Origin of the sequence: Naasia aerilata, from assembly GCF_030296595.1 — a bacterium.
Lineage (GTDB): Bacteria > Actinomycetota > Actinomycetes > Actinomycetales > Microbacteriaceae > Naasia > Naasia aerilata.
The window spans coordinates 1,043,503-1,070,487 of sequence record NZ_AP027731.1 but is presented as its reverse complement, the minus strand read 5'-3'; the positions used below and the strand labels follow the sequence as shown (position 1 = coordinate 1,070,487).

Sequence of the window (26,985 nt, the reverse complement as noted above, 5' to 3'; positions counted from 1 at the left end):
ATCGGGAGGCGGGACACGCGGCGTCGCGGTCTCCGGCAGCCGGTCGCCGAGTGCGACCCTCATCGAGGTCGGCACGGGGGCACCATCTGCCTGTTCGATCCGGGGGACTGCCTGCCCTCCGCGCTCACCGCAGCGCAGCGGGAGGTCCTCGCGTCGAGCGACTGCGTCATCCTGACGGTCGCCCCGCGCGCCATGACCGTCGGCATCCTCGACGCGCTCCGCGCCGACGCCACCCTGATCTGGGCCGTCAAGCACGACGACGACGCCTACTCGCCCGCCTTGCTCCGCCGACTCCTCGAACGCTCCGATCTGGTGAGCTTCAGCGAAGGCGAACGCTCCTACGTCACTCTGGAAGGTGTCGCCCCGGAGCTCCTCGTCCGCACGGGCACCCTCGTCGTGGAGACGCACGGAGCCCGCGGCGTGACCTGGGCGTTCGGTTCCCCTGACGGACCGCACCGCTCCGGCGCGGTCGCCGCCCAGGCGGTCGAGACCTCCGACACCACCGGCGCGGGGGACACCTTCATCGGCACGCTCGCCGGCGAGGCCGCGCGCGCGGGCGGCATCTCCCGACTGGGTGATGAGCAGCTCGCGGCGCTCATGACCTTCGCCTCCAACGCCGCGGCGGAGCTTCTCCGCTCTCGATCCACCCCCGGCCAGCTGGTCGGCGCACCACCGAAGGAGACATCCTGATGTCGAGCAACAACGCCTGGTACCTCCGCTGCGGACCGGACGATGTGGGCGAATCGGCGGTGCTCGTCGGGGACAGGGGCCGGGTGCACCTCGCCGCGGGCCTCATGCAGGGCGCGGTGCTCCTGAACGAGGACCGCGGGCTGACGACCGCCACCGGCTACTACGCCGGCGAGCGGATCACGGTGAGCGCCTTCGGCATGGGTGCGCCCATCGCCGCCGTGGTTCTGCACGAGCTCGCCGGGTTGGGGGTACGCCGTTTCGTTCGGCTCGGCACGGTGATGACCCTCGGCGAGACTCGCCTCGGAGAATTCGTGGTGGCGCACGGGGCGATACGAGGAGAGGCCACCTCGGCCACCTATCTGCCGATCGAGTACCCGGCCGTGCCCGACTTCGCCCTCACTCGAAGCCTGGAGGAAGCGGTCCAGCAGGCCGGACTCGCCACCAGGTCCGGCATCTACGCCTCCTTCGACGGCTTCTATACCGAGATGTTCGAGACCGGGACCGGCTCGGAGCCCGTGGCCGAGCGGTACGGCCGGCTGTCGCGTGCGGGGGTCGTCGCGGCTGACATGGAGACGAGTGCCGTGTTCATCGCCGCGCGCGCCCTGGGTGTCGCGGCGGCGTCACTCTGCCTGGCCAGCGTCGCCGGAGACACCACCGAGAAGATGCCGCACGCCGACCGCGTCGCGGCCGAGACGCAGCTGCTCCACGCCGGGTTCGCGGCGCTCGCCGCATCCGTGCCGACCGCCGGCGTCTGAACCGAACGAGCAAGGGAGAGATCACCAGTGACCATCGCTCAGACCTACCTCGACGACGTGATCGCGAAGGTCGCCTGGGTGCGCGACACCCAGGCCGACAACATCGCCGCGGCCGCGCGCATCTGCGCCGACTCCATCGCGGGCGACGGCCTCGTATTCACCTTCGGCACCGGGCACGGCGGCTTCGCGGCACTCGAGAGCTTCCCGCGCACCGGCGGCGTCACCGGCTTCCGGCCCATCGTCGAGTCGTCCATCGCCCTGATGCACCACGTGCTCGGCGACCAGGGCACCGCCCAGTACCGCTTCCTGCACACGCAGGAGGGCTACGGCCATGCGATCCTGCGGTCGCATCAGCTGAAGGACGGCGACTCGATCATCCTGTTCAGCCACTCGGGCATCAACCCCGTGATCCTCGACATGGCGACGGAGTTCCAGGCCCGCGGGCTGAAGGTGATCGGAGTGACGAGCGTCCCTCACTCGTCCCAGGTGGCGAGCCGTCACTCCAGCGGTCAGCGCCTGTTCGAGATCGCCGACGTGACGATCGACACGGGCATCCCCCTCGAGGACGCGTCGCAGGTGATCGACGGGCTCGAGTACCCGGTGGGCCCGACCTCCACCTCGATCGCCGTCGCGGTGTCCCATGCCATCAATGCATCGACCGCAGCCGAGCTGGTCGCCCGCGGGGTCCAGCCCATGATCATGGTCAACACCAACTCGAACCGGACGAAGGAGGCGCATCAGCAGAACGACCGCAACTACGCGGAGCTGTGGCGTCGCCTCCGCAGCCGGGAGTTCTCCGCCCCGGTGGTGAAGTGATGGACCGCGGGCTGTATCTGGCCGGCTCCTGGGTCCCCTCGGAGAGCGGCGAGACCCTGGAGGTGCGGGATCCCGCCACCGGCGACCTCGTCGGGCGGACCGCTGTCGCCTCGCGGGCCGACGTGGACGCGGCCGTCGCGGCCGCGGTGCCCGCACAGCGTGCGTGGGCAGCGCGTGGGGCGACCGAGCGTGCCTCGGTCATGCATCGCGGAGCGGAACTCATCCGGAAGCGGATCGACGCGATCGCGGACACGCTGACCCGTGAGCAGGGGAAGCCCATTCCCGACAGCGTCAAGGAGATCGCGTTCGCGGCTGATGTGCTCGACTACTACGCCGAGGAGGGGCTGCGCGTCTCCGGCAGTCTCCGTCCCGCGCCACGCTCCGACATCCGCTCGCTGGTGGAGTGGCTGCCGATCGGAGTGATCGCGGCGGTGGTGCCCTGGAACTACCCGGTTGACCTGTACGCGTGGAAGATCGGACCTGCCCTCGCCGGCGGCAACGCCATCGTGGTGAAGCCGCCGCTCGAGTCGCCGCTCGCCGTGGCTCTCGTCGTCCAGTGCCTGCACGATGCAGGACTCCCGGCCGGGGTGCTGGCGGACCTTCCTGGCGGGATCGAGGCCGGCGAGGCACTGTCCGCGCATCCCGGCATCGGCATGATCACGGCCACGGCGTCGACCCGCACCGGTCAGGCGATCATGCGCTCGGCCGCGACCACGATGAAGCGGGTCTCGCTCGAGCTCGGCGGCCAGAGCCCGTTCGTCGTGCTCGACGACGCGGACGTCGCGGAAGCCGCGACGGCGGCCGCCCGGCGCTCATTCTCGAACGCGGGCCAGATCTGCATCGCCGTCAACCGCATCCTCGTCGCGGACTCCATCGCCGATCGATTCGTGGAGGCGGTGGCCGAGGAGGCCCGGGCGATCAGACTGGGCCACGGGGTCGACGCCGGGGTGACCGGCGGGCCGACCACGACCCGCGCCGTGATCGGGGTCGCAGAGGCGCACATCGCGGACGCCCTCGACCACGGCGCCGTGCTCGTCTCCGGTGGGCGCCGCCTCTCCGGGGACGGATACGACCGAGGATCCTTCTTCGAGCCCACCGTCCTCGACGAGGTGCCTCGGAACACGCGGGTGATGACCGAGGAGACGTTCGGCCCGGTGGTCGCCGTCCACCGGTACGACGCAGGGTCGGACGTGAACCAGATCGCCGGGATCGCGAACGACAGCACGGCCGGTCTCGCCGCGTACGTCTTCGGCGGGGACCTGGATCGGGCCTGGGCCGTCGCGGAGCGCATCGAGGCTGGCGGGGTCGGCGTCAACGTCAACGACATCACGGAGCTCCAGGCCCCCTTCGGCGGCTGGAAGATGTCCGGATTCGGGCGCGAGCTGGGTCCCGAGGGTCTGCAGGGCTTCATGCAGCAGCGGCACATCAGGATGAGGCGGAGGTTCTGATGGGGGTGGTGCTTCTCGAGCAGTACGTCGGCGGCGAATGGCGGCCGGGCGGGGGCGGCCAACTGGTGAGCCGGAACCCAGCCCGTCCGGATCAGGTCGTCGCTGAGGGCACTGCGGCCAGCGCGGGGGACGTCGACCTCGCCGTCCGCGCGGCTGCCCGGGCGAGAGACCACTGGTCGTCCCTTCCTGCTCACGGCCGCGCAGCCGTCCTGAAGCGGGCGGCCGCCGTCCTCAGCTCCAATGCCGCGGAGTGGGGGCGAGAACTCGCGCGCGAAGAAGGCAAGACCCTTCCGGAGGGGGTGGGCGAGGTGCGACGGGCGGCCCAGATCTTCGACTTCTACGGAGGCGACGCTGACCGTGAGGCCGGGAGCCTCTTCTCCTCGCCGCGCCCCGGGGAACGGATCCTCGTGACCCACCGACCATTGGGCACCGTGGGGATCATCACGCCCTTCAACTTCCCGATCGCCATTCCCGCGTGGAAGATCGCGCCGGCGCTCGCCTACGGGAATGCGATCGTCTGGAAGCCCGCCGGGACCGTCCCGCTCCTCGCCCTGCGCCTCACGCAGGCCCTCGAACAGGCGGGGCTGCCTAGCGGGGTGCTCAACCTGGTGTTCGGCGAGCGGGAGGTGGGATCGGCGCTCGTGGATCACCCCGGGATCGACGGTGTGAGCTTCACCGGGTCGACTCCCGTCGGGCGGGCCCTGGCGGCCGCGGGCGCTGCGCGGGGAATCCCCGTGCAGGCGGAGCTGGGCGGCAAGAACGCGGCCGTGGTGCTGTCCGATGCGGACCTCGACCTGGCGGCAGGGCAGGTGCTGGCCGGCGCCTTCAACTCCTCCGGCCAGAAGTGCACGGCGACGTCCCGGCTGATCGTTCAGAACGAGATCGCCGACGAGTTCGCGTCGCTGATCGCCGAGCGGGCTGACGCCCTCGTCGTGGGAGATCCCACCGAAGAAGGTGTGCAGCTCGGCCCCGTGATCACCGCCGGCGCCCGGGATGCGATCGACGCGGGCGTCGCACGCGCGGAGGGCGAGGGAGCCCGCAGGCTGACATCCCGCCCGCTCGAGCTCGAGGGAGACCTCGCTCGGGGCCATTTCGTCCGTCCCGTCGTCTTCGACAGCTCCGAGGCGTCCGACTTCCTCTGGAAGCAGGAGCTGTTCGGCCCCGTCCTCGCCGTCCGGCGGGCGGCATCCGTGGAGGAGGCCTTCGCGCTCGCGGACGCCAGCGAGTTCGGTCTCTCGGCCGCCGTGTTCACTCAGGACCTGGGCACTGCCCTGGACGCCATCGACCGCATCGACGTGGGGATCCTGCACGTCAACTCGGAGACTGCCGGCGCCGATCCCCACGTCCCCTTCGGCGGAGGCAAGGGCAGTGGGCTCGGCCCGAAGGAGCAGGGGCTCGCGGCACGCGAGTTCTACACCCGCACGACGACGGTCTACCTCCGAGGAGGGGCGTGACCGCGCTCGAGGGGCTGACGATCCTCGACTTCTCGCGGGTGCTCGCCGGGCCCTACGCGACGATGCTCCTCGCGGACTTCGGCGCGCGCGTGGTCAAGGTCGAGCGCCCAGGAGCCGGCGACGAGACCAGGGCGTGGGCGCCTCCCGTCGACTCCACCGGGACGTCGACCTACTTCGCCTCCGTGAACCGCAACAAGGAGGGGATCACGGCGGATCTCGGCGATCCCCGAGATCGCGAGCGGCTTCTCGAACTGCTGCGCGACGCAGATGTCGTGGTGGAGAACTTCCGGACGGGGACCATGGAGCGCCTGGGCCTCGGCTACGAGGAGCTGCGAGCGGAGAACCCGCGCCTCATCTACTGCTCGATCACCGGCTTCGGCCCGGCGGGCGGTGCCGCTCTCCCCGGCTTCGACCTGCTGGTGCAGGCCGTCGGCGGACTCATGAGCATCACGGGTCAGCGGGCCGACGAGCCGACGAAAGCCGGCGTCGCGGTCGTCGACGTGATCACCGGCTTGCATGCCGTAGCCGGAATACTGACGGCCGTGATCGCGCGCGGTCAGACCGGGGAGGGGCAGCGGGTGGAGGTGAACCTGCTGTCCAGCCTGTTGTCCGGCCTCGTCAATCAGGCCGGTGCCTACGTGGGAGCAGGAGTGGTCCCCGGAATCCTCGGCAACGCCCATCCGAGCATCGCACCGTACGAGGTGTTCGAGACGGCGGACCGGCCGATCGCCATCGCTGTCGGAACGGATGGCCAGTTCCGAGCGCTCGCCGCCGCGCTCGGCCTCCCGGGCCTGGCGGATGACGAGCGGTTCACCACCAACACCTCCCGGGTCGCGCACCGAGGCGCGCTCGGGGCGCTCATCACGGAACGACTCCGTCAGGGGTCCGCGGACGCCTGGTTCGAGGGGCTCACGAAGTCCGGCGTGCCGGCAGGACCCATCAACACGATCGCGGAGGCGTTCAGCCTGGCCGAGCGCCTCGGACTCCACCCCGTCGTCGAGGTCGATGGCTCCCCGCAGGTCGCGAACCCGATAGCTCTCAGTCGGACGCCCGCCCGATATCGCCTGCCCCCGCCTCCACTCGGCGCCTCACGCGTGGACCCCCACGCCTGACGGCGCTGCAGCTCTGCCTAGCCCCACCCACAGAAAGAGTCCGGACCATGCCCTCCCTCGCTTCCTCCGTCGCCGCCGAAGCTGCGCTCGCGGCCGTCTTCGATCTCGACGAGCTCCTCCAGCCCACCGAGCGCGAATGGCAGCAGCGCGCCCGCCGGGTGGCGCGGGAGCGGATTGCGCCGACCATCGAGGAGGACTTCGAGAACGGCCACTTCCGCGCTGAGCTGGTGCCCGAGCTGGCTGAGGCGGGACTGCTGGGGATGCACATCTCCGGCTACGGGTGCGCGGGGGCGAGCGCGACGAGCTACGGCGCAGTCTGTCTGGAGTTGGAAGCAGCCGACAGCGGCTGGCGCACCTTCGTCTCGGTGCAGGGCTCGCTGGCCATGAGCGCCATCGCCAAGTTCGGCTCGGAGGAGCAGAAGAACGAGTGGTTGCCGCGCATGGCTGCCGGTGAGGTGATCGGCTGCTTCGCCCTCACCGAGCCGGAGGGCGGCAGCGATCCTGCGGCGATGAGGACCCGGGCTGTCCGCGACGGCGGTGACTGGATCCTGACGGGAGCCAAGCGGTGGATCGGCCTCGCGAGCATCGCGGGGGTCGCCGTCGTCTGGGCTCAGACCGACGAGGGCGTGCGGGGCTTCCTCGTCCCGACGCAGACGACCGGATTCACGGCGACTCCCATCGCCGGCAAGCTCGCGATGCGCGCCTCCATTCAGTGCGACATCTCCCTCGACAGCGTCCGGGTGCCCGAGTCCGCGCGGCTTCCTGACGCCGCGGGCCTGAGCGCCCCGTTCTCCTGCCTCAACGAGGCGCGCTTCGGCATCGTCTGGGGGGTCATGGGCGCGGCCCGCACGTGTCTCGAGGCGGCTCTCAGCCGTGCGACGTCCCGCGACGTCTTCGGTGGCCCGATCGGCCGCTTCCAGCTCACGCAGGACAAGCTCGCCAACATGCTGCTCGAGTACGAGAAGGGCGTGCTCCTCGCCCTGCACATTGCGAGGAGCAAGGACGCCGGGACCTTGGGGCCTGCTCAGATCAGCGTCGGCAAGCTGAACAACGTGCGAGAGGCGATCAGGATCGCCGGGACCGCTCGATCGATTCTCGGTGGCGACGGCGTGACGTCGGAGTTCCCTGTCATGCGTCACATGGCGAATCTTGAAGCAGTCCGCACCTACGAGGGCACGGACGAGGTCCACACCCTGGTGCTGGGCCGAGCGCTGACGGGGATCGCCGCGTTCAAGTAGACGCACTACGGCAGCAGCAGGACCTTCCCGGTCGTGCGCCGCGCCTGCAGATCCTCGTGAGCCTGCGCGGCCTCCGCCAGCGGGTAGGTCCGGCCGATCCGCACGGACAGCCGGCCCGCCTGGACGGCGTCGAACAGCTCGCCCGCCCGCCACTGCCGTTCCCGTGCGTCGCGCAGGTAGGAGTTCAGGGTGGGGCGGGTGAGGAAGACGGACCCCGCCGCAGCGAGCCGCTGGGGATCGACGGGCGGCACGGGACCGGATGCGGCGCCGAAGAGCACGAGCATGCCGCGGACCGCGAGCGAGCCGAGGGAGTCGTCGAAGGTGTCCTTGCCCACCCCGTCGAACACGACGTTCACGCCGTGCTGACCCGTGAGCTCGCGCACGTGGTCCGCGAAGCCGTCGTAGTGCAGCACCTCGTCCGCACCGGCCGCCCGCGAGAGCGCGACCTTCTCGTCGCTGCCCGCCGTCGTGATCACGCGGGCGCCCCGCGCCTTGAGCAGCTGGGTGAGCAGCAGGCCGACTCCGCCTGCGCCCGCGTGCAGCAGCACCGTGTGCTCGGGACCGACCGGGAAGGTCGAGGTGCAGAGGTAGTGGGCCGTGAAGCCCTGCAGCAGGAGGGCGGCCGCCGTGCGGTCGTCGACGCCGTCGGGGACCGCGACCGCCTTCTCGGCCGGCAGGATGGCGTACTCGGCGTAGGTCTTCTTCGCCTCGCCGCTCGCGACCCGGTCGCCTTCCCGGAACTGCACGCCGGGGCCGGCTGCGACGACGGTGCCGGCTGCCTCGGAGCCGGGAGTGAAGGGGAACCGCGTGGGGTACCGCGCCTCCCGGTGGTACACGTCGACGAAGTTGACGCCCGCCGCGGCGATCCGGATGAGCACCTCCCCGGGCCCGGGCCGGGGCTGGTCCACCTCGCGCACCTGCAGGACCTCGGGTCCTCCGCTGTGCTCCGCCACGATCGCTCTGGGCATCGGTGCCTCCTCGTCCTGCTGAGGCCAGCCTAGGCACCGCCGTAGCCTGATCCCATGGTGGATCCGGAGCCGGGCACGCGACCGTCCGAGGACGGCGCGCCGCCGGCGTCCGTCGATGCGGCGGAGGCCGGAGCGAGCGTCGAGCTGACCACGCGGGGAGTGGGGCCGTGGCCGGGCGACTGGCCGGCCGGGGAGCACTGGGATCCGGAGCTGCTCGAGCGCGGCGACTCCCGCAACGTCGTCGATCGCTATCGCTACTGGCGCATGGAGGCCATCGTCGCCGATCTCGACCGGCGGCGGCATCCGTTCTCCGTGGCGATCGAGAACTGGCAGCACGACCTCAACATCGGCTCGATCGTCCGCACCGCCAACGCGTTCCTCGCGAGCACCGTGCACATCGTGGGCCGGCGGCGCTGGAACCGCCGCGGGGCGATGGTCACCGACCGATACCAGCACGTCCTGCACCATGCGACCATCGACGACCTGCTCGCCTGGGCGGAGGCGGAGGACCTGCCGATCGTCGCCGTCGACAACGTCCCCGGCTCCGTTCCCGTCGAGTCGGTGCGCCTGCCCGAGCGGTGCATCCTCCTCTTCGGCCAGGAGGGACCGGGTCTCACGGCCGAGGCGATCGCGGCGGCGACCGTGGTCGTCGACATCCCGCAGTTCGGCTCGACCCGCTCCCTCAACGCCTCCGCTGCGGCCGCGATCGTGATGCACGAGTGGATCCGGACTCACGTCCTCGACGCCGACGAGAGCGGAGGGGTCAGCCGATGAGGGAGGGGCGCAGGTCGCGCAGCGTCCGGGCCCGGGTCATCCGTCCGGTCGTGAGCAGGGTTGCCGCGAGGGCCACGAGAAGCCAGCCGAGCAGCACCGCCGCGTCTCCAAGCGCCGTCGCTCCGCTGCCGCCGTACATCAGCTGGCGGAGGCCGTCGACGCCGTAGCTCATTGGCAGGACGTGGTGCAGGGCGGCGAGCGGCCCGGGCAGGGTCTGCCAGGGGAAGGTGCCCGCCGCCGTGACGAGCTGCACGACCATGAGCACGAGGCCGAGGAACTGTCCCACCGATCCCAGCAGGGCGTTGAGCGCGAGCAGGATGGCCGCGAAGGTCAGCGAGGTGAGCGCCATGAACGCCAGCATCGGCGCGGGCGACGCGACGCCGAATCCGAGGACGGTCGTGGTGAGCACGAAGAGCGTCGCCGCCTGGACGACACCGAGGAGGCCCGGCGTGAGCCAGCCCGCGAGCGTCACCTTCCACGGCGAGGCGAGCGCCGTGATCGCCCGGCGCGACAGCGGCTTCACGATGAGGAAGAGCGCGTAGATGCCGATCCACGCCGCGAGGGTGAGGAAGAACGGCGCGAGGCCGGCGCCGTAATCGGTGGCCTTGGTGACCGCCTGCGTCTCGACGGCCACCGGATCCGCCACCGCCGATGCCTGGACCGAGCGCTGGGAGTCGGTCGTCGCCGGGATGTCGCCCGCGCCCTTCTGCAGGGAGTCCCGCAGCTGCGCGACGCCCGCTGCCACCTGGTCGGTGCCGGCGGACAGCGACGACGCGCCGTCCGCCGCCTGCTGAGCGCCGGTCGTGAGGGACGCGGCGCCCGCGTCCGCGGAGGCGATGCCGTCGGCCAGCCCGGGCGCGGCGTCCGCGAGCTGCTGGGCCCCGTCCGCGACCTGTGCCGAGCCATCCGCGAGAGCGGGCGCCTGCGCCGCGAGGGACTGCACTCCCTCATTCAGCGCGCTCACCGATGCGCCGTACTGGTCGAGCCCCGCGAGCAGGGCGTCGACCTGGGCCTGCGGCGTCCCGGCGGCGAGGAGCTGCTGTTCGAGCGCGCCTCGGGCCTGGCTGTAGCCGCCCGTCACGGCGGCCGAGGAGGCGGCGAGCCGGCTGGCGCCGACCGAGAGCGCCGCGGCACCGTCGGAGGTGGACCGTGCGCCGGCGGCCAGCGTGACGGTGCTGCCCGGAAGGGCGGCGGCACCCGCCGACAGCTGGTCGAGCCCGTCCTGCAGCGAGGAGGCACCGGTGGCGACCGAGGCGGTGCCGTCCCGGAGTGCGGCGGCACCGTCGGCGGCGTCGGCCGCGCCCGAGGCAAGGGAGCCTGCTCCGGCTGCGGCATCCGTGAGGCTGCTTCGGATGTCACTGAAGCCGAGGAGGAAGCGGTCCGCCGCCTCCTCGCCGACCTGTCGGGCGATCTGTGCCCGGATCTTCTCCGCTGCCTGCCCGGCGATGGTGGTCGCGAGGTAGCTGTTGGTGTCGTTCGTGCGCAGCACGACGAGGCCCTGATCCGGGGAGTCGGTGGCCGCGGAGGCGAGGTTCGCCGAGAAGTCCACGGGCAGGGTGATGCTGAAGTCGTAGGTGCCGTTCTGCACGCCCCGAGCCGCGGCGCTCGCCGAGACGGTGCTCCAGTCGAAGGTCGCGTCCTTCTCGATCGACGTCGCGATGTCGGCGCCGTAGGTGACCTGCCTGCCGTCGACGGTCGTGCCCTCGTCCTGGACGACGAGCGCGGCGGGGACGCGGTCGAGCGCCGCGTAGGGGTCGCGGTTGGCCCAGAGGTAGAGACCGCCGTAGAGGAGCGGCACGAGCATCAGCGCCACGAAGGCGAGCCGCGCGAGGGGGTCGCGAGGAGGCGGCGGAGCTCGGTGCGAACGAGGGTGAGGACGGTCATGACCGGTCGGCTTTCAGGAGGAGTTCGCGGGTGGCGGGGGTGGTGACGGTGAGCACGGCGAATCCGCGCGCGGCGAGGCCGGCGATGGTGGCCGCGAGGTCGTCGGGGGAGCCGCCGTGCCGCTCAGGGGAGGTCAGGACGAGGGCGCGCACGCCGGGCCGCGCGGCCGCGGTCTCCGCGAGGAGGCGCGTGCGGAGGGCCCCGGGCAGAAGCCGGATCGGTGCCTTCGCGTAGTCGCGGGCATCCAGGGCCTCGAGCAGCTCCCTCGCGTCGCGTGCGGGGTGCCGCGCGAAGGCCAGCTCCTCGCGGATCACGACACCGAGGGGAAGGTCGGCGGCCGGCTCGGCGACGATCGGGGTGTCCACGAGAGCGACGGCGGTGCGGAGAGTGGCGGCGTCGGCGCGCCCGTCGAGGAGCACGGATCCCGCGGTCGGCGTCATTCGACCCGAGACGACGAGGGAGAGCACCGTCGGCCGGCGGTCGGTGTCGAGCGCGAGCACGGCGGGGGACTCGGGCGAGAACTCGACCGAGACGGGCGGCAGCTCGGCAGCAGCGCCGGTGCCGACAGCGACCTCGGAGGCGGTGATCCTCATCGCGCCGTGCCCCCGTTCAGCTCGGACGTCGAGGCCACGAGCTCCTGCGTCTCGCGCCAGGACAGGCCGGCGATCCCGAGGGTGGCGGCCACGACGAGGGCGCGGCCGCGGGCGTCGCTGACATCTGAGCGGGTGGCCTCGTCGAGAACGGCGAGCGCAGCGCCCTCGATGAGCCGCGCGAGCGTGGCCGCCTCGATGTCCGTGCGCAGCTGGCCGGAGGCGATGCCGCGCCGCACGGTCGCCGCGAGGGTCGCCCGCAGGGGCGCCAGCGACTCGGCGACCACCGATTGCAGCGGGCCCCGGACGGCGGCCTGGGCGAGCACGCGGACGTCCTCCACCTGCTCCCAGAGTCCCGTGCCGATCAGCGCGATCTCGACCCGGGCGTCCTCGTGCCGGATGTCGCGGACGGCCGCCGCAACCCGCTCCGCGCCCCGGCGGGTCAGCTCGGCCCGCATCTCGTCGCGGGAGGCGAAGTGTCCGTAGAAGGCGCGGCGGCTGAGCCCGGCTTCGGCGACGATCTCCTCGAGGGGGCTTCGGGGTCGCGGGAGAGCACGCGGCGGGCGGCGTCGAGGAGAGCGGCGCGATTCTCTGCGGCGTCGCGGCGGGGTGCGCGCTCGGTGGTCATTCCCTCACCGTACTAAGTTGCACACTGTTGTGCAAGTTAGTACCCGGATGGCGGCCCTCGGCGGATGTTCCTGACCAAATCAAGGAGATTCTGCGGCGGAAGGCTCTGAGGGCGCAGATCCAGGCTCCCGGTGCCGAGGATCTCCTTGATTCGGTCAGGAGGGTGCATTTCCTGCCCGGCGGGCGCCCTCGGCCGGGGGCGGCAACCCGCGCCCACTAGACTCGGATGGGTCATTTCGGCAGACGTGAGGGGATGACATGCCCGCGGTCGTACTGATCGGCGCACAGTGGGGCGACGAGGGCAAGGGCAAGGCGACCGACCTCCTCGGCAGCCGCGTCGACTACGTGGTGAAGTTCAACGGGGGCAACAACGCCGGGCACACCGTGGTGGTCGGCGACGAGAAGTACGCCCTGCACCTGCTGCCGTCGGGCATCCTCTCCGACGGCGTGACGCCCGTCATCGCGAACGGCGTCGTGATCGACATCGAGGTGCTGTTCAACGAGCTCGACGCCCTCAGCGCCCGGGGCGTGGACGTGTCTCGCCTGCTCGTCAGTGCCAACGCGCACGTCATCACGCACTACCACCGCACCATCGACAAGGTCACCGAGCGGTTCCTGGGCAAGCGCCAGATCGGCACCACCGGCCGCGGCATCGGCCCGACCTATGCCGACAAGATCAACCGCGTCGGCATCCGCGTGCAGGACCTGTTCGACGAGGGCATCCTGCGGCAGAAGGTCGAGGGCGCGCTCGACCAGAAGAACCACCTCCTCGTGAAGGTGTACAACCGCCGCGCGATCAGCGCCGACGAGATCGTCGACGACCTCCTCGGCTACACGGACCGGCTCCGCCCGCTCGTCGCCGACACCTCGCTGGTACTCAACCGCGCGCTCGATGACGGCCGCACCGTGCTCTTCGAGGGTGGCCAGGCCACCATGCTGGACGTCGACCACGGCACCTATCCGTTCGTGACGTCCTCCAACGCCACGAGTGGCGGTGCCGCCACGGGTTCCGGCGTCGCCCCCAACCGGTTCGACCGCGTGCTCGGCGTGGTGAAGGCCTACACGACCCGCGTCGGCGCCGGTCCGTTCCCGACGGAGCTGCACGACGAGTCGGGCGAGTGGTTGCGCGCTCGCGGCTTCGAGTTCGGCACCACGACCGGCCGGCCGCGCCGGACCGGCTGGTACGACGCTCCCATCGCCCGGTACAGCGCGCGCATCAACGGGATCACCGACTTCGTCCTCACGAAGCTCGACGTCCTCACCGGCCTCGAGACCATCCCGGTCGCGGTCGCCTACGACGTCGATGGCACGCGCGTGGACGAGGTGCCGGTCTCGCAGTCCGACTTCCACCATGCCAAGCCCATCTACGAGGAGCTGCCCGGCTGGAGCGAGGACCTCGGCGGGGCGCGCGAGTTCGGCGACCTCCCGAAGGCGGCCCAGGACTACGTGCTCGCGCTCGAGGAGATGAGCGGTTCGCGCATCTCGGCGATCGGCGTGGGTCCGGATCGCGACGCGATCGTCGTCCGCCACGACCTCCTCGACTGACGTGACCGCACAGCCCCTCTCCCGCGAGCCGCTCGTGGGGCGCTTCGTGCGCCTGGCGCCGATGCAGCGCGCCGACCTTCCGGAGCTGTTCGCCGCCATCGGGCGCCCCGAGGTGTTCGCCGGCGGCTACGGCGGTGGGCCGGCCGGCTACCGGGACACCGCGGACGGCTTCGCCGCGTTCGCCGAGCGGTACTACCTCTGGGACAACGCAGGCATCAGCTACGTGGTCCGCCGGATCGAGGACGGCGCCGTCGTCGGCACGTCGACCCTGGGCGACGTGGACCTCGCCAACGAGGCGATCCACCTCGGCTGGACCGCCTATGCGCCCGAGGTCTGGGGCACCGTCGTCAACCCGGAGACCAAGCTCCTGATGCTCGGGCACGCGTTCGCGTCCGGGTTCGGCCGGGTGAAGCTGCAGGCCGATGTGCTGAACGAGCGCTCGCGGGCCGCCATCCTCAAGCTGGGGGCGACGTTCGAGGGCATCTCTCGCCGCGACAAGCGCCGGGCCGACGGCAGCTGGCGGGATTCCGCCGTCCACTCGATCCTGGTGGACGAGTGGCCCGAGGTGCGGGAGCGCCTCGAGCGCCGCGTGGCCTCGTTCGCGCCGGCCGCCTCCCGGCTCAGCGACGAGCGATCCGACGAGGGCCGGGGCTAGGGCCGGAGGCCTCGGGGCCGTTCGGCGGCAGAGGCCGGGGATAGGGTCGGTTCCATGACCCTCTCCGACCGGCCGCTGGAGCCGGAGGAGCAGCAGGCGCTCGCCGATCTGCTCTCCCTCCGGCAGAGCATCGATAACATCGATGCTGCTCTCACCCACCTCCTCGCTGAGCGGTTCAAGTTCACCCAGCGCGTGGGCGAGCTCAAGGCGGCGCAGGGTCTGCCTGCGGCCGATCCGGATCGCGAGCGGCAGCAGGTGCAGCGGCTCCGGTCGCTGGCCGAGGAGGCGCACCTCGACCCCGCCTTCGCGGAGAAGTGGTTCTCCTTCGTCGTCGCCGAGGTCATCCACCACCATGAGCGGATCGCGTCGGAGCGTCCCGCCGAATAGCGCCTGTTGGCGCCGGCTTCGGTGCGGTATATTCCAGGTGGAATAATTCACATGGAAGAATCGTCGCGCGCCCTCAGTCCCCTCGCCGTGGCAGCCCTGGCGCTGCTCGTCGAGGGCCCGATGCATCCCTACGAGATGTATCAGGAGATGCTGAAGCGCAAGGACGACCGGCTCGTGAAGGTCCGCCCGGGGTCGCTGTACCACACCATCGATCGCCTGGCCCGCCACGGTATGGCCGAGGTGGCCGGCACCGACCGGGGCGGCAACCGGCCCGAGCGCACCACCTACCGGGTGACCGACGAGGGGCGCTCGGCGCTGCAGAGGCGGCTCACCGCCATGCTGCGCGAGAGGGCCGAGGAGTACCCGGAGTTCCCGCTCGCCCTCAGCCAGGCGCACAACCTGCCCGCCGAGGAGGCCGTCCGCCTGCTCGAGACGCGCATCGCCGCGATGCGGGAGAGCCTCGACGCCCTCGGCCTCAGCGCTCAGCATGTCGAGGCGAGGGACATCCCGGAGAAGTACTGGATCGAAGTGGGCTATCAGCGCGCCGTGCTGCGCGCCGAACTGGACTGGCTCGAGCACCTGCTCGAGCGCATCACGACCGGTCGTCTCGACTGGTGACGCACGACAGACAAGGAAGCGGAATGGAAACCGTCGCACGCCCGTGGGCCGCACTGTGGTCCCTCATCATCGGGTTCTTCATGATCCTGATCGACACGACCATCGTCTCGGTGGCGAACCCGGCGATCCTCGCCGGACTGCACACCGACATCAACTCCGTGATCTGGGTGACGAGCGCCTACCTGCTCGCCTACGCGGTGCCGCTGCTGATCACCGGACGCCTCGGCGACCGCTTCGGGCCGAAGAACCTCTACCTCGCCGGGCTCACCATCTTCACGCTGGCCTCCCTCTGGTGCGGCCTGTCGGGGAGCATCGAGATGCTCATCACGGCGCGCGTCGTGCAGGGACTCGGCGCCGCGCTCATGACGCCGCAGACCATGGCCGTCATCACGCGCATCTTCCCGCCGGACCGGCGGGGTGCGGCGAACGGCGTCTGGGGTGCGACCGCAGGACTGGCGACGCTGGTCGGCCCCATCCTCGGCGGCGTGCTCGTCGACGCCTTCGGCTGGGAGTGGATCTTCTTCATCAACCTGCCGATCGGGGTGGTCGCGTTCGTCATGGTCCTGCGGAACGTGCCTCAGCTCGAGACGCACGGCCACCGCTTCGACATCCTCGGCGTCGTGCTCAGCGCGGTGGGCATGTTCCTGCTCGTCTTCGGACTGCAGGAGGGCGAGACCTACGACTGGGGCACGATCACCGGCCCCATCTCGGTGTGGTCGCTCATCATCGCGGGCGTCGTCGTCCTGGCCCTGTTCGTGGTGTGGCAGCGCGTGCAGCGCGGAGAGCCGCTGCTGCCGCTGAGCCTCTTCCGGGACCGCAACTTCTCGCTCGGCAACGCCGGGATCACCGCGGTCGGTTTCGCCGTCACGAGCATGTCCCTGCCGCTGGTGTTCTACTTCCAGACGGTGAAGGGCCTCACGCCGACCCAGTCGGCGCTCATGCTCGTGCCGATGGCCGTGCTCTCCGGCGTGCTGGCCCCGCCCGCCGGGAAGCTCATCGACCGTGTGAACCCGCGGAACCTCGCGGTAGCCGGGATGCTGCTCCTCGCGCTCTCGCTCGTCCTCTACTGGCTGATGCTCGCGCCGGACACGTCCATCTGGCTGCTGCTGGTGCCGAGCGCCGTGCTCGGTGTCGCGAACGCGGGCATCTGGGGGCCGATCTCCAACTCGACGATTCGCAACCTCCCGCCCCGATCGGCGGGGGCCGGCTCCGGCGTGTTCAACACCACGCGGCAGATCGGCGCCGTGCTCGGCAGCGCCTCGATCGCGGTGCTGATGGAGTCGCGTCTCGCGGCGGAGCTGCCTTCGGGCGGAGCGGGCGGCGGGGCGTCGGAGTTCGGCGGCGGTCAGCTGCCGGAGTTCCTGCGCGACGGCTTCGCGGCGGCGATGGGCCAGTCGCTTCTGCTGCCCGCTGCCGCGGCGGTCGTCGGCGCGATCGTGGTCGCGTTCTTCGCGAAGCCTCAGGCCACCACTGGCTGGTCCAGCCCCGCCGCGACTGAAGCGCGGCCCGCGGCAGCGGAGGCCCCGACCGCCTGACCTCACCTAGTACGTTCCGGCCCGGATAGTGCGGCGTAGCGCACCACCCGGGCCGGAACGTACTCGACGTGGGAGGACGGGCCGATTCGGGCATTACGGGCCTCCGCTTTGGCCCGGATCCGCCGAAACGGCCCGCGTCGCCCCGACCGGGTCAGGCGAAGTGGGCCGGGAGGGTCGCGTTCGACGCGGCGCGCAGCTCCTCGAGCGGGATGCGGAACACGTCCTGCACCTCGAGGGTCGAACCGGTCTCCGGGGTGCCGTCCGTCACGCCGATGCGGAGGACGGGGTAGCCGCGCCCCTCGCACAGGCCGCGGAAGCGCACATCCTCGTCGCGCGGGACCGAGACGAGGACACGTCCCGTCGACTCGCTGAACAGGGCCGTCGCCGCGTCGATGCCGTCCCGCTCGCACAGCTCGCCGAGCCAGACCCGAGCGCCGACGCCGAAGCGCAGGACGCCGTCGACGAGCGTCTGGGCGAGACCGCCGTCCGCCAGATCGTGGGCCGCGCTCACCAGAGACTCGGACGCCGCGGCTGCGAGCAGCCCCGCGAGGTCCTTCTCACGCTGCAGGTCGACCGCAGGCGGGCGCCCGCCGAGGTGGTCGTGAACGACGCCCGCCCAGGCGGAGCCGTCGAGCTCGAGCGCGGTGGTGCCGAGCAGGTAGAGGTTGTGCCCCTCGTCCTGCCAGCCGGACGGGATGCGTTTCGCGACGTCGTCGATGACGCCGAGCACCGCGACGACGGGGGTGGGGTGGATCGGCTGCGTCCCCGTCTGGTTGTAGAGCGACACGTTGCCGCCCGTCACAGGGATCTCGAGCGCGAGGCAGCCGTCCGCGAGGCCCTCGACGGCCTGGGAGAACTGCCACATGACCTCGGGGTTCTCGGGGCTGCCGAAGTTGAGGCAGTCCGACACGGCCGCGGGCGTCGCGCCGGTCGCGGCGACGTTCCGGTGGGCCTCGGCCAGTGCGAGCTGGGCCCCGTGGTACGGGTCGAGGTAGCAGTAGCGGCCGTTGGCGTCGGTCGCGACCGCGAAGCCGAGGCCCGACTCCTCATCGACGCGGACCATGCCGGCGTCGTCGGGGAAGCTGAGGGCGGTGTTGCCGAGCACGTATCGGTCGTACTGGTCGGTGATCCAGCCCTTGTCGGCGAGGTTGGGGCTCGCGGTCAGGCGCAGGAACTGCTCGCGCAGCTCGGCGCCCTCGCTCGGCCGCGGCAGGTCGGACGCGCTGTCGGCGTTGAGGGCGTCGATCCACGTCGGGTAGGCGATGGGGCGCTCGTACACCGGGCTGTCGACCGCCACCGTGCGCGGGTCGACGTCGACGATGAGCTGGTCGTGCCAGGTGATGCGGAGGCGGCCGGTGTCGGTGACCTCGCCGAGCACGCTCGTCTCGACGTCCCACTTCTCGGTGACCGCGAGGAACCCCTCGAGCTTGCCGGGCTCCACGATCGCCATCATGCGCTCCTGGCTCTCCGACATGAGGATCTCCTCCGCGGTGAGCGACGGATCGCGCAGCAGCACGGCATCCAGGTCGATCGCCATGCCGCCGTCGCCGTTGCTCGCGAGCTCGCTCGTGGCGCAGCTGATCCCGGCAGCGCCCAGGTCCTGGATGCCCTCCACGAGCCCGCCACGGAAGAGCTCGAGGCAGCACTCGATGAGGACCTTCTCGGCGAAGGGGTCGCCGACCTGCACCGCGGGGCGCTTGGTCGGGCCGCCCTCGCTGAAGGTGTCGGAGGCGAGGATGGATGCGCCGCCGATGCCGTCGCCGCCCGTGCGCGCGCCGAACAGCACGACCTTGTTGCCGACTCCGCGCGCGTTCGCGAGGTGCAGGTCCTCGTGGCGGAGGACTCCCACCGCAAGGGCGTTGACGAGCGGGTTCGCCTGGTACACCGGGTCGAACCAGGTCTCGCCGCCGATGTTCGGCAGGCCCAGGCAGTTGCCGTAGAAGCTGATGCCGCCGACGACGCCGTGGACGACGCGAGCGGTGTCGGGGGAGTCGATGGCGCCGAAGCGCAGGGCGTCCATCACTGCGACGGGGCGGGCGCCCATCGAGATGATGTCGCGCACGATGCCGCCGACGCCGGTGGCGGCGCCCTGGAAGGGCTCGATGTAGCTCGGGTGGTTGTGGCTCTCGATCTTGAAGGTGACCGCCCAGCCCTCGCCGACGTCGATCACGCCCGCGTTCTCACCCATGCCGACCATGAGGTTCTTCTTCATGGCGGGAGACACCTTCTGGCCGAACTGGCGCAGCCACACCTTCGAGCTCTTGTAGGAGCAGTGCTCGCTCCACATGACGGAGTACATGGCGAGCTCGCCGCTCGTGGGGCGCCTGCCCAGGATCTCGCGGATCTTCGCGTACTCGTCGTCCTTGAGTCCGAGCGCCGCATACGGCTGCTCGCGCTCCGGGGTCTCGGCGGCCCGGTCGACCGTGTCGACGACGGGGGTCTGCAGCGCGCTCTCGGGCACGGGGAACTCCTCAGCTCGCGGGAGGGACCGTCCGATTCTACGGGGCGGAGCGCACGCCTCTGCGGACACGGGCCTTGCGCTCCGATACATACCGATATATCGTTACTGTGTCGCTCGGGACTGGCCCGGCGGCACCAGACCTGAGAGGACACCATGTTCCCCCTATCCCTGATCGCGACCCGCGTGGTCGCATTCCCCGCCGCGGCCCCGACGGCTTCGGCCACCACGGGTTCTTCGGACCCGGCTTCCGCCCCGGCTTCGGCCCTGGCTTCGGTCCCGGCTTCCCCGGCGGCCCGCGCGGCCGTGGCCGCGCTCGCCGCGGCGACGTCCGGCTCGTGCTCCTGTCCCTGCTTTCGCAGGCGCCCTCCAACGGCTACGGCCTCATCCGCTCCATCTCGGAGCGCACGGAGGGCCGCTGGCGTCCCAGCCCGGGGTCGGTGTACCCGACCCTCCAGCAGCTGGCCGACGAGGGTCTCGTGACCGGCGGCGGCGACGCCCGCGGCAGCGAGTATGCGCTCACCGAACAGGGACGCGCCTACGTCGAGGAGCACCAGGACGAGCTCGATGCCGCCTGGGGTGGCCTGCCGGGCGGCGAGCCCGTCGAGGAGGACCCCTTCTGGACCAGCGTCATGAAGCTGGCGAAGGCGGTCCGGCAGTTCTCGTCCGACGCCACGCCCGAGCAGCGCGCCACGGCGGCCGACCAGATGGATGCTCTCCGCAAGACCCTCTACGGCATGCTCGCCGAGTAGCCGTGCGGGCATCCCCGAACGCCCCTGACATCCGAACGCGCCCCGTGCGACTCTTCCGGCGACACCGCCGGGGAGCCCGGGGCACGTTCGTCGTTCCAGCGGAGCCCGCGCGAGGGGTACGGTTCCTGCCGTGACCGGAAGCGGTGAGGAGATCGAGCTGTTCCTCGCCGGCCTGCCCGAGGCTCGGCAGGCCGAGGCGCGGGAGTTGCGGGCGGCGCTTGAAGCGGCGGCCGGGCAGCCGGCCCGGCTGTGGCGCGGAGGCATCCTCGGGGTCGGCGATCTGCACTATCGCTACGAGAGCGGGCGGGAGGGGGACACCTTCGTGGTGGGCTTCGCGCCGCGAACGGCGGCCCTCGTCTTCTACGGGCTCTTCCCCGCGCATCGGCCGGAGGAGGAGCCTCTCCTCGAGCGGCTAGGACCCCACCGCCTGGGCAAGGGCTGCCTCTACGTGACGCGCCTCGACCGAGTGGACCGCGCCGTCCTCACTCAGCTGATCGAGAAAGCCGCACGCGCGGCCGCGTGAGCGGTCCGCGAGGGTCTCAGGCGAGCACGGACTCCAGCACGGAGCGGAAGATCCGCAGCCCGTCGACTCCGGAGCGCATCGCGGCGGAGGTGTCGGGGCCGAAGCCCGGCTCCACGGCGTGCTCGGGATGCGGCATGAGCCCGACGACGTTGCCGCGCTCGTTGGCCACTCCGGCGATGTCGTTCATCGAGCCGTTCGGGTTGTAGCCGAGGTACCGGAAGACGACCCGGCCCTCCTCCTCGAGGCGCTGGATGGTGTCCCGATCGGCGATGTAGCCGCCCTCCCCGTTCTTCAGGGGGATGACGATCTCCTCGCCGGCTTCGAAGGCGCTCGTCCACTGCGTCTCGACGCTCTGCACTCGGAGGCGCTGGTCGCGGCAGACGAAGCTGCCCTTCTCGTTGCGGATCAGGCCGCCGGGCAGCAGGTGCGCCTCGGTGAGCATCTGGAAGCCGTTGCAGATCCCGAGCACCGGCATTCCGCTGTTCGCGGCGGCGATGACCTCGGTCATGATCGGGGAGTGCGCCGCGATGGCGCCGCAGCGCAGGTAGTCCCCGTAGCTGAAGCCGCCGGGCAGCACGAGGGCGTCGACGCCCTGCAGGTCGTGGTCGCCGTGCCAGAGGGCGACGGGCTCCGCTCCGGCGATGCGGATGCCGCGTGCGGCGTCCCGGTCGTCGAGCGAGCCGGGGAAGGTGACGACGCCGATCCTCATTCCGCGTCCTCCGTCCGGATGGCCACGACGTCCTCGATGACGCCGTTGGAGAGCAGCGTCTGGGCGATGTCCCGCACGTCCGCGAGCACGCTGTCGTCGACGGGGCCGTCGACGGTGAGCTCGAACCGCTTGCCGATCCGCACGGAGGTGAACTCGCTCTTGCCGAGTCGCTGCAGGGCGCCGGCCACGGCCTTGCCCTGAGGATCGAGGAGCTCCGCCTTCGGCATGACTTCGACGACGATGGTCGGCACGGCCCACCCTTCCGATCGGGACCCATCAAGTGTACCGGGCGGCCTCCGCCTCCTCGGAGGGAGGCGACTTGCCACAAAGTCCCGCTATCAACGCCGCTTAGCGCGACTTTTCGGCAAGTCGGTCAGGCGCCCACGGTCACGCGGACGGTGTTGGCCCACGGGTCCTCGAACGTGACGGCGTCCCCGGTGTCGCGCTGCCCGATGCGCCGGGCCGTCAGCCGCTCGCGGAGCGCGCCGAGGTCGTCGGCGGCCGGCACCGTGACGGACACCTGCCCGAGGCCCAGCGCCGGGGTGCGCGTGCCCGCGCCCGCGCTGTGCCACGTGTTCATGCCGAGGTGGTGGTGGTATCCGCCCGCGGAGACGAACAGCGCGGAGTCGCCGAATGCCGCCGTGACCTCGAACCCGAGCGTGTCGACGTAGAACGCCTTCGCGGTCGCGATGTCGCCCACCTTGAGGTGCACGTGGCCGACTCCCGCGTCGCCCGACGGCCCGGCCTCTGCGCCGGTGTCGGTGAGGTTCTCGGCGAGGAAGCGGTTGGGATCGAGGAAGACGGTGCCCATCTCCACGCTGCCGCCGCGCCAGCGCCACTCGTCGCGCGGCCGGTCCCAGTACAGCTCGACGCCGTTCCCCTCCGGATCGTCGAAGTAGAGCGCCTTGCTGACGAGGTGGTCGGAGCTGCCGGTGAAGGAGCCGCCGTAGCGCGTGGCGACCGAGTAGACGGATGCCGCGAGGTCGGCCTGATCGGCGAACAGGAAGGCCGTGTGGTACAGCCCCGCCTGCGAGGGCGATGCGTGACGGAGCTCGGCCCGCTGCTCGAGCACGAGCGCCGTCCTCCCGTTGCGACCCAGAGACGCCCGGCCGCCCTCCTCGGCGAGGAGGTCGAGCCCGACTCCGCCTCGGTAGTAGGCGACCATCGTGTCGAGGTCGGCCACGGCGAGCGTCACGGCGCCCATGGTCGTGGCGGGGGCGAGCACATCCCGGGCGTCGGTCATGCTGAGGAAACGTTGCAAAGGGCCGCGGCATTCCGGCGGCGTGGGCCCGCTCGCTTCCGCACGCGCGTGGTCCGTACGCCTCCGCGGGCGAAACCGTCATCCCGCGGGTGCAGCTAGACCCGGGGAACGGCGGGTTCACCCGCGCTTTCGTGCCCCGGAACCGCTAGCCGCGGATCGCGTCCCCGAGCTTCACGCGACCGCCCATCCGCAGCAGCGAGTTCTCGTAGATCCGCGCACCGAGCAGGACGGCGCCCGCGGTGGTGGCCACGACGATCGCGAGCGACAGCAGCGGCTCCCACCACTGCGCGGTGCCCAGGAAGATCCGCATCGGCATCCCCACCGGCGCCGAGAAGGGCACGTAGGACATGATCCCCAGGACGAGCTCGTTGTCGTTGAAGAAGACGATGAGGAAGTACGGGATCATCACGAGCATCGTGACCGGAGAGGTCACCGATCCGACGTCCTCCTGCCGGGAGACGAGGGCGGCGCTCGCTGCGAAGATCGCCGCGAGCAGCACGAAGCCGACCGCGAAGAACGCGATGAACCACAGCACGGACGGGCCGAGCGAGGTCAGCAGGTTCTGCTGCCCGGTGAGGGCGAGGGCGGCGGTCGCGACGATGGCGATCACGACGATCTGGGCGAGCGCGAGCACGCTGTTGCCGATCACCTTGCCGGCCAGGAGCGCCCGAGCCGGGATCGCGGAGATGAGCAGCTCGACCACACGCGTCTGCTTCTCCTCCACGACGCTCTGGGCGATCGTCGCTCCGAAGGTGATCGCGGAGACGAAGAAGATGAGCCCGAAGCCGAGGGCGACCAGATAGACGAGCAGCTCGTTGGTGGGCGCCGGCTCGAGCAGGTCCACCGCGGGGCGCACGCTCAGCAGCGACACGAGGGTGTCCGGCGTCGAGTCGAGCGCGATGACGCGGTAGCCGAGCTGGCCGCTGTCCGGAACGAGGGCGGCGTCCACCTTCTTGTCGCGCACGAGCTGCTCCGCCTCGCCGGTCGAGCCGACCGTGGTGGCATCCACGCCGTCCACGCCGCCGAGCACGTCCGGGGTGCCCTGCACGACCGCGACCGGGATGTCCGAGGTGTTCTGCGACGCGATGCTCCCGATGACGATGGAGGCCAGCACGCCGAGGACGAGGATGAGGGCGGAGATCACGAAGGCCTTGCTGCGCAGCTTCGCCCGGATCTCGCGGTCGGCGACCAGCCCGACGCTGCTCCAGAAGGAGAGGGGCGACGTGCTCACTTGACGACCTCCGTGAAGATCTGGGCCAGGCTCGGCCGGGAACGGGTGAAGGAGACGACGGATCCGCGGCCGACAGCCGAGCGGAGAATGCGCTGGGCCGTGGCCTCATCGGCCTCGAAGAGCGCCCAGCCTGCGCCGAACTCGCGCACGAGCACGCCCGGTTCGGCCCGCAGCCAGCCCGAGTCCTCGCCCGTCAGGAGCTCCCACGCGGGGGTCGAGTTGTCGGTGCGGAGTCGCTCGGCGGCGCCGGCCGCGCGGATGGTGCCCGCCGAGATGATCACCAGGTCGTCGCACAGCCGCTCGACCAGCTCGAGCTGGTGACTGGAGAAGAGCACGGGCACGCCCCGCGCCGCGCGCTCCTGCAGCACGCCGACGACGGCGTCCACGGCCAGTGGGTCGAGGCCCGAGAACGGCTCGTCCAGGATCAGCACCTCGGGGTCGTGCACGAGGGCCGCCGCGATCTGCGCGCGCTGCTGGTTGCCGAGCGACAGGCTCTCGACCGTGTCGTTCGCTCGCGCGTCGAGCTCCAGGCGGGCGAGCAGCTCCGCCGTGGCACCGGCCGCCGCGACCTTGGTGAGCCCGCGGAGCCGGCCGAGGTACTCGATCTGCTCGGCGACCTTCATCTTCGGGTACAGCCCGCGCTCCTCCGGCATGTAGCCGAACCGCCGGCGGTCTCCCGGCGTGACCGCCCGGCCGTCCAGCGTCACTCCGCCGGAATCGGGGCGGAGGAGGCCCAGGATCACGCGCATGGTCGTCGTCTTGCCGGCGCCGTTGGCGCCGACGAAGCCGGTCAGCCGGCCGCCGCCGATCTCGAAGGTCACCTCGTCGAGGGCGAGGCGCTCGCCGAAGCGCTTGGTGACGTGGTCGATGGCGATCATCACAACTCCTTTCCTTCTCGCCAACGCTAAGGAGAGGGATGCGGGGGGACATCCGCCGTGCGGCTCGAATCCGGCTCCCCCGAGCGGCGGAGGTGACCGTCCTGCTCAGCGGCCGGCGAGGCCGTTCTCGTGGGCGAAGACCGCGGCATGCACGCGATCGCGGAGGTTGAGCTTCAGCAGCACCTTCGAGACGTGCGTCTTCACGGTCGCTTCGCCGAGGAACAGGCGGCCGGCGATCTCCGCGTTGGACATCCCGCGGCCGAGCAGGGCCAGCACCTCCGCCTCGCGCTCCGTGAGCTCGGCGAGGGCCGGGTTCGGCGCCGAGACGGAGCCGCTCGCGAAGCGCTCGATCACCCGCTTGGTGACATCCGGGGCCAGCAGCGCGTTCCCTGCCGCCACGACCTGGACCGCCTCGATGAGCTTCTCGGGCGACGTGGTCTTCAGCAGGAAGCCGCTCGCGCCGGAGCGCAGCGCCTCGAACAGGTAGTCGTCGCGGTCGAACGTCGTGAGGACGAGCACTGCCGTGGGCCCGCCGAGCCGTGCGATGCGGCGGGCCGCCTCGAGTCCGTCCGTGCCCGGCATCTGCACGTCGAGGCAGACGACGTCCGGGCGGAGCCGCTCGACCTCGGTCACGGCCTCGTCGCCGTTGCGGGCCTCACCGACGACCTCGATGCCGGGCTCCGACTCGAGGATCATCCGGAACCCGCGACGCACCAGGTCCTGATCATCCGCGAGAACGACGCGGATTCCGGCGCCGGCGCCGCGGTCCGAGGCGCTCATGCCGCCGCCGGAATACGGGCGCGGACGAGGTAGCCGCCTCGGGATCGCGGGCCCGCCTCGAGCGTCCCGCCCACGGCGTCCACGCGCTCGCGCATCCCCAGCTGGCCGAGGCCCGCCCCGGCGGCGCGCGTGACCGGCCGCCCGCCGGTGTCGCTGATCTCGATCTCGACGGCGTCGTCGAGGTAGCGCAGCCGCACGTCGATCTCGGCGGAGGGTCCTGCGTGCTTGAGCGAGTTCGTGAGCGCCTCCTGAGCAACCCGGTAGAGCGTGTTGCCCACGGTGCCGTCCACCGGCCGGGGAGTGCCGACCGTCGCGAATCGGGCCGCCCGACCGGCACCGGTCACCTCGGACACGAGCGACTCAAGCTGGTCCACCCCGAGCGTGCTGGGCGCAGGCGTGTCCTCCGGCTCGTCGCTCCGGAGGGTGCCGAGGAGGTTCTGCAGGTCCTCCACCGCCCGCCGCGCGCTCTGCTCGATGGCGGTGAGCGCCTCCTCCGCCTGAGCGGGATCGCGGTCGAGCACGCGCCGGGCGGCCCCCGCCTGGATGCCCATGACGGACACGTGGTGAGCGACGACGTCGTGCAGCTCACGCGCGATCCGGACCCGCTCGAGCACGACCGCCTGGGCGGCGCTGTGCTCCCGCTCGGCCGCGAGCTCCCGCGTGCGCTGCTCGAGCGCGGCGCGGGCGCGGGCCGACGCCCAGGCGCGGTCGCCGATGACATACGCGGCGCCGAAGAACAGCAGGTTGAGGAGGATGCTGAGCAGCGCGATGGCGACAGCGGCCTCGGGCGACGCACCGTCCGTGAATTCGGCGAGCGCCTCGGGATTCGAGAACTGGAACCCGATCGTGAGGAACAGCCAGAGGAACATGCCGATGATGATGAGGATGCGCACCAGCCGGCTGGCGGCACGGCTGCGTCCCCACGCCCCGAGGGAGTAGATGGCGAGGTACAGGGACACGTTGCCGAACAGCAGCTCGGGCACTCGGAAGCCCTGGCCGAGGCCGTAGGCGATCGAGACGACGACCGCGACCACGCCGGGGCCGTGCGGCGCAGGGCGAGCGGCAGCGCGGTGAACGCGACGTAGAGGACGCTCGCCCACCACGGCGCCGGATGGTCGTACACGCCGCCGACCGAGTAGAGGACGACGCTGAGCCCCGTTCCTGCGGCGAGAGCCAGGGCCACGAGCGCATCGGCCCGCAGGGCGCGGCGGTCCGGCTCCGGGCGCACCCAGTCGTCGCTCAGCGGGTCCACCGTTCCACGCTAGTGCGCCCTCCGGGGCCCGGGATCAGCCGTCCG

27 protein-coding genes are annotated in these 26,985 nt (G+C 71.3%); 15 read left to right on the top strand and 12 right to left on the bottom strand.

Annotated features, from left to right (window positions below):
- Positions 1–192 precede the first annotated feature (192 nt).
- Genes QUE51_RS05760 through QUE51_RS05730 form a run of 7 tightly spaced genes read left to right on the top strand, consistent with a single transcriptional unit; the run spans position 193 to position 7,513 of the window.
- The gene (locus tag QUE51_RS05760) at positions 193–690 is read left to right on the top strand and encodes a PfkB family carbohydrate kinase (RefSeq protein ID WP_286278649.1); all 498 of its coding nucleotides are present in this window, start codon (positions 193–195) and stop codon (positions 688–690) included.
- Positions 690–1,445 (top strand): phosphorylase family protein, encoded by a 756-nt coding sequence (locus tag QUE51_RS05755; protein ID WP_286278648.1) that lies wholly within the window; start codon positions 690–692, stop codon positions 1,443–1,445. The genes QUE51_RS05760 and QUE51_RS05755 overlap by 1 nt, the downstream gene beginning before the upstream one ends.
- Before the next feature lie 27 nt (positions 1,446–1,472).
- Positions 1,473–2,261 (top strand): sugar isomerase domain-containing protein, encoded by a 789-nt coding sequence (locus QUE51_RS05750; RefSeq protein WP_286278647.1) that lies wholly within the window; start codon positions 1,473–1,475, stop codon positions 2,259–2,261.
- Entirely contained in the window at positions 2,261–3,709 is a 1,449-nt protein-coding gene (locus tag QUE51_RS05745; protein WP_286278646.1) for an aldehyde dehydrogenase family protein, read from the top strand. Before QUE51_RS05750 ends, QUE51_RS05745 begins: the two co-directional genes overlap by 1 nt.
- Positions 3,709–5,163, top strand: coding sequence for an aldehyde dehydrogenase family protein (locus QUE51_RS05740; RefSeq protein ID WP_286278645.1), 1,455 nt, complete (start codon positions 3,709–3,711; stop codon positions 5,161–5,163). The genes QUE51_RS05745 and QUE51_RS05740 overlap by 1 nt, the downstream gene beginning before the upstream one ends.
- The gene (locus tag QUE51_RS05735; RefSeq protein WP_286278644.1) at positions 5,160–6,275 is read left to right on the top strand and encodes a CaiB/BaiF CoA transferase family protein; all 1,116 of its coding nucleotides are present in this window, start codon (positions 5,160–5,162) and stop codon (positions 6,273–6,275) included. The genes QUE51_RS05740 and QUE51_RS05735 overlap by 4 nt, the downstream gene beginning before the upstream one ends.
- A 47-nt stretch (positions 6,276–6,322) precedes the next feature.
- A complete protein-coding gene (locus QUE51_RS05730; protein WP_286278643.1) occupies positions 6,323–7,513 on the top strand; it encodes an acyl-CoA dehydrogenase family protein in 1,191 nt (396 codons plus the stop codon).
- 5 nt (positions 7,514–7,518) lie between these two features.
- On the opposite strand, the gene QUE51_RS05725 is transcribed toward QUE51_RS05730, so the two are convergent.
- The gene (locus QUE51_RS05725; protein ID WP_286278642.1) at positions 7,519–8,481 is read right to left on the bottom strand and encodes a quinone oxidoreductase family protein; all 963 of its coding nucleotides are present in this window, start codon (positions 8,479–8,481) and stop codon (positions 7,519–7,521) included.
- A 54-nt stretch (positions 8,482–8,535) separates the two neighbouring features.
- Between QUE51_RS05725 and QUE51_RS05720 the strand changes: the two genes are divergently transcribed.
- Positions 8,536–9,255 (top strand): TrmH family RNA methyltransferase, encoded by a 720-nt coding sequence (locus tag QUE51_RS05720; RefSeq protein ID WP_286278641.1) that lies wholly within the window; start codon positions 8,536–8,538, stop codon positions 9,253–9,255.
- Here the strand turns inward: QUE51_RS05720 and QUE51_RS05715 are convergent.
- The 3 genes from QUE51_RS05715 to QUE51_RS05705 all read right to left on the bottom strand — a co-directional run bounded on the left by QUE51_RS05715 (position 9,245) and on the right by QUE51_RS05705 (position 12,187).
- On the bottom strand, positions 9,245–11,059 hold the full coding sequence (locus tag QUE51_RS05715; RefSeq protein WP_350226757.1) for a YhgE/Pip family protein: 1,815 nt from the start codon (positions 11,057–11,059) through the stop codon (positions 9,245–9,247). The genes QUE51_RS05720 and QUE51_RS05715 overlap by 11 nt on opposite strands.
- Before the next feature lie 76 nt (positions 11,060–11,135).
- Complete coding sequence (locus tag QUE51_RS05710) at positions 11,136–11,732, bottom strand: hypothetical protein (protein WP_286278640.1); 597 nt, start codon at positions 11,730–11,732, stop codon at positions 11,136–11,138.
- The gene (locus QUE51_RS05705) at positions 11,729–12,187 is read right to left on the bottom strand and encodes a hypothetical protein (protein WP_286278639.1); all 459 of its coding nucleotides are present in this window, start codon (positions 12,185–12,187) and stop codon (positions 11,729–11,731) included. The genes QUE51_RS05710 and QUE51_RS05705 overlap by 4 nt, the downstream gene beginning before the upstream one ends.
- Before the next feature lie 427 nt (positions 12,188–12,614).
- Between QUE51_RS05705 and QUE51_RS05700 the strand changes: the two genes are divergently transcribed.
- The 5 genes from QUE51_RS05700 to QUE51_RS05680 are packed head-to-tail and all read left to right on the top strand — an operon-like array spanning position 12,615 to position 17,096.
- Positions 12,615–13,901: an adenylosuccinate synthase gene (locus QUE51_RS05700; protein WP_286278638.1), complete on the top strand. Its 1,287-nt coding sequence runs from the start codon at positions 12,615–12,617 to the stop codon at positions 13,899–13,901.
- Position 13,902: 1 nt separating this feature from the next.
- Positions 13,903–14,556, top strand: a complete 654-nt coding sequence (locus QUE51_RS05695; protein WP_286278637.1) for a GNAT family N-acetyltransferase — start codon at positions 13,903–13,905, stop codon at positions 14,554–14,556.
- Positions 14,557–14,610: 54 nt separating this feature from the next.
- Complete coding sequence (locus QUE51_RS05690) at positions 14,611–14,943, top strand: chorismate mutase (RefSeq protein WP_286278636.1); 333 nt, start codon at positions 14,611–14,613, stop codon at positions 14,941–14,943.
- Positions 14,944–14,994: 51 nt separating this feature from the next.
- On the top strand, positions 14,995–15,561 hold the full coding sequence (locus QUE51_RS05685; protein ID WP_286278635.1) for a PadR family transcriptional regulator: 567 nt from the start codon (positions 14,995–14,997) through the stop codon (positions 15,559–15,561).
- Between the two features lie 23 nt (positions 15,562–15,584).
- Entirely contained in the window at positions 15,585–17,096 is a 1,512-nt protein-coding gene (locus tag QUE51_RS05680) for a DHA2 family efflux MFS transporter permease subunit (protein WP_286278634.1), read from the top strand.
- A 151-nt stretch (positions 17,097–17,247) separates the two neighbouring features.
- Here the strand turns inward: QUE51_RS05680 and purL are convergent, their stop codons facing one another.
- A complete protein-coding gene (purL, locus tag QUE51_RS05675; RefSeq protein WP_286278633.1) occupies positions 17,248–19,557 on the bottom strand; it encodes a phosphoribosylformylglycinamidine synthase subunit PurL in 2,310 nt (769 codons plus the stop codon).
- A gap of 335 nt (positions 19,558–19,892) precedes the next feature.
- On the opposite strand from purL, the gene QUE51_RS05670 reads away from it, so the two are divergent.
- Both QUE51_RS05670 and QUE51_RS05665 read left to right on the top strand, forming a co-directional pair.
- On the top strand, positions 19,893–20,306 hold the full coding sequence (locus tag QUE51_RS05670) for a PadR family transcriptional regulator (RefSeq protein ID WP_286278632.1): 414 nt from the start codon (positions 19,893–19,895) through the stop codon (positions 20,304–20,306).
- Positions 20,307–20,436: 130 nt separating this feature from the next.
- A complete protein-coding gene (locus QUE51_RS05665; RefSeq protein ID WP_286278631.1) occupies positions 20,437–20,829 on the top strand; it encodes a DUF1801 domain-containing protein in 393 nt (130 codons plus the stop codon).
- Between the two features lie 16 nt (positions 20,830–20,845).
- Here the strand turns inward: QUE51_RS05665 and purQ are convergent, their stop codons facing one another.
- The 7 genes from purQ to QUE51_RS05630 all read right to left on the bottom strand — a co-directional run bounded on the left by purQ (position 20,846) and on the right by QUE51_RS05630 (position 26,722).
- The gene (gene purQ / locus QUE51_RS05660; protein ID WP_286278630.1) at positions 20,846–21,538 is read right to left on the bottom strand and encodes a phosphoribosylformylglycinamidine synthase subunit PurQ; all 693 of its coding nucleotides are present in this window, start codon (positions 21,536–21,538) and stop codon (positions 20,846–20,848) included.
- A complete protein-coding gene (purS, locus tag QUE51_RS05655; RefSeq protein ID WP_286278629.1) occupies positions 21,535–21,789 on the bottom strand; it encodes a phosphoribosylformylglycinamidine synthase subunit PurS in 255 nt (84 codons plus the stop codon). Before purS ends, purQ begins: the two co-directional genes overlap by 4 nt.
- Positions 21,790–21,911: 122 nt before the next feature.
- Entirely contained in the window at positions 21,912–22,781 is an 870-nt protein-coding gene (locus tag QUE51_RS05650) for a VOC family protein (protein WP_286278628.1), read from the bottom strand.
- Positions 22,782–22,944: 163 nt separating this feature from the next.
- On the bottom strand, positions 22,945–24,030 hold the full coding sequence (locus QUE51_RS05645) for an ABC transporter permease (RefSeq protein ID WP_286278627.1): 1,086 nt from the start codon (positions 24,028–24,030) through the stop codon (positions 22,945–22,947).
- Positions 24,027–24,908 (bottom strand): ABC transporter ATP-binding protein, encoded by an 882-nt coding sequence (locus tag QUE51_RS05640; RefSeq protein WP_286278626.1) that lies wholly within the window; start codon positions 24,906–24,908, stop codon positions 24,027–24,029. Before QUE51_RS05640 ends, QUE51_RS05645 begins: the two co-directional genes overlap by 4 nt.
- A gap of 105 nt (positions 24,909–25,013) precedes the next feature.
- Positions 25,014–25,688: a response regulator gene (locus QUE51_RS05635; RefSeq protein WP_286278625.1), complete on the bottom strand. Its 675-nt coding sequence runs from the start codon at positions 25,686–25,688 to the stop codon at positions 25,014–25,016.
- Entirely contained in the window at positions 25,685–26,722 is a 1,038-nt protein-coding gene (locus QUE51_RS05630) for a sensor histidine kinase (RefSeq protein ID WP_286278624.1), read from the bottom strand. Before QUE51_RS05630 ends, QUE51_RS05635 begins: the two co-directional genes overlap by 4 nt.
- Positions 26,723–26,985 lie beyond the last annotated feature (263 nt).

Bases quoted from the DNA above. Each gene is read 5' to 3' on its own strand.
- QUE51_RS05700 (WP_286278638.1), top strand. From the start codon at position 12,615: ATGCCCGCGGTCGTACTGATCGGCGCACAGTGGGGCGACGAGGGCAAG.
- QUE51_RS05710 (WP_286278640.1), bottom strand. From the start codon at position 11,732: ATGAGGATCACCGCCTCCGAGGTCGCTGTCGGCACCGGCGCTGCTGCC.
- QUE51_RS05730 (WP_286278643.1), top strand. From the start codon at position 6,323: ATGCCCTCCCTCGCTTCCTCCGTCGCCGCCGAAGCTGCGCTCGCGGCC.
- QUE51_RS05680 (WP_286278634.1), top strand. From the start codon at position 15,585: ATGGAAACCGTCGCACGCCCGTGGGCCGCACTGTGGTCCCTCATCATC.
- QUE51_RS05760 (WP_286278649.1), top strand. From the start codon at position 193: ATGACCGTCGGCATCCTCGACGCGCTCCGCGCCGACGCCACCCTGATC.
- QUE51_RS05640 (WP_286278626.1), bottom strand. From the start codon at position 24,908: ATGATCGCCATCGACCACGTCACCAAGCGCTTCGGCGAGCGCCTCGCC.
- QUE51_RS05705 (WP_286278639.1), bottom strand. From the start codon at position 12,187: ATGCGGGCCGAGCTGACCCGCCGGGGCGCGGAGCGGGTTGCGGCGGCC.
- QUE51_RS05755 (WP_286278648.1), top strand. From the start codon at position 690: ATGTCGAGCAACAACGCCTGGTACCTCCGCTGCGGACCGGACGATGTG.
- QUE51_RS05720 (WP_286278641.1), top strand. From the start codon at position 8,536: ATGGTGGATCCGGAGCCGGGCACGCGACCGTCCGAGGACGGCGCGCCG.
- QUE51_RS05685 (WP_286278635.1), top strand. From the start codon at position 14,995: ATGGAAGAATCGTCGCGCGCCCTCAGTCCCCTCGCCGTGGCAGCCCTG.
- QUE51_RS05740 (WP_286278645.1), top strand. From the start codon at position 3,709: ATGGGGGTGGTGCTTCTCGAGCAGTACGTCGGCGGCGAATGGCGGCCG.
- QUE51_RS05690 (WP_286278636.1), top strand. From the start codon at position 14,611: ATGACCCTCTCCGACCGGCCGCTGGAGCCGGAGGAGCAGCAGGCGCTC.
- purQ (WP_286278630.1), bottom strand. From the start codon at position 21,538: ATGAGGATCGGCGTCGTCACCTTCCCCGGCTCGCTCGACGACCGGGAC.
- QUE51_RS05635 (WP_286278625.1), bottom strand. From the start codon at position 25,688: ATGAGCGCCTCGGACCGCGGCGCCGGCGCCGGAATCCGCGTCGTTCTC.
- QUE51_RS05715 (WP_350226757.1), bottom strand. From the start codon at position 11,059: ATGCTCGTGCCGCTCCTCTACGGCGGTCTCTACCTCTGGGCCAACCGC.
- QUE51_RS05650 (WP_286278628.1), bottom strand. From the start codon at position 22,781: ATGACCGACGCCCGGGATGTGCTCGCCCCCGCCACGACCATGGGCGCC.
- QUE51_RS05745 (WP_286278646.1), top strand. From the start codon at position 2,261: ATGGACCGCGGGCTGTATCTGGCCGGCTCCTGGGTCCCCTCGGAGAGC.
- QUE51_RS05725 (WP_286278642.1), bottom strand. From the start codon at position 8,481: ATGCCCAGAGCGATCGTGGCGGAGCACAGCGGAGGACCCGAGGTCCTG.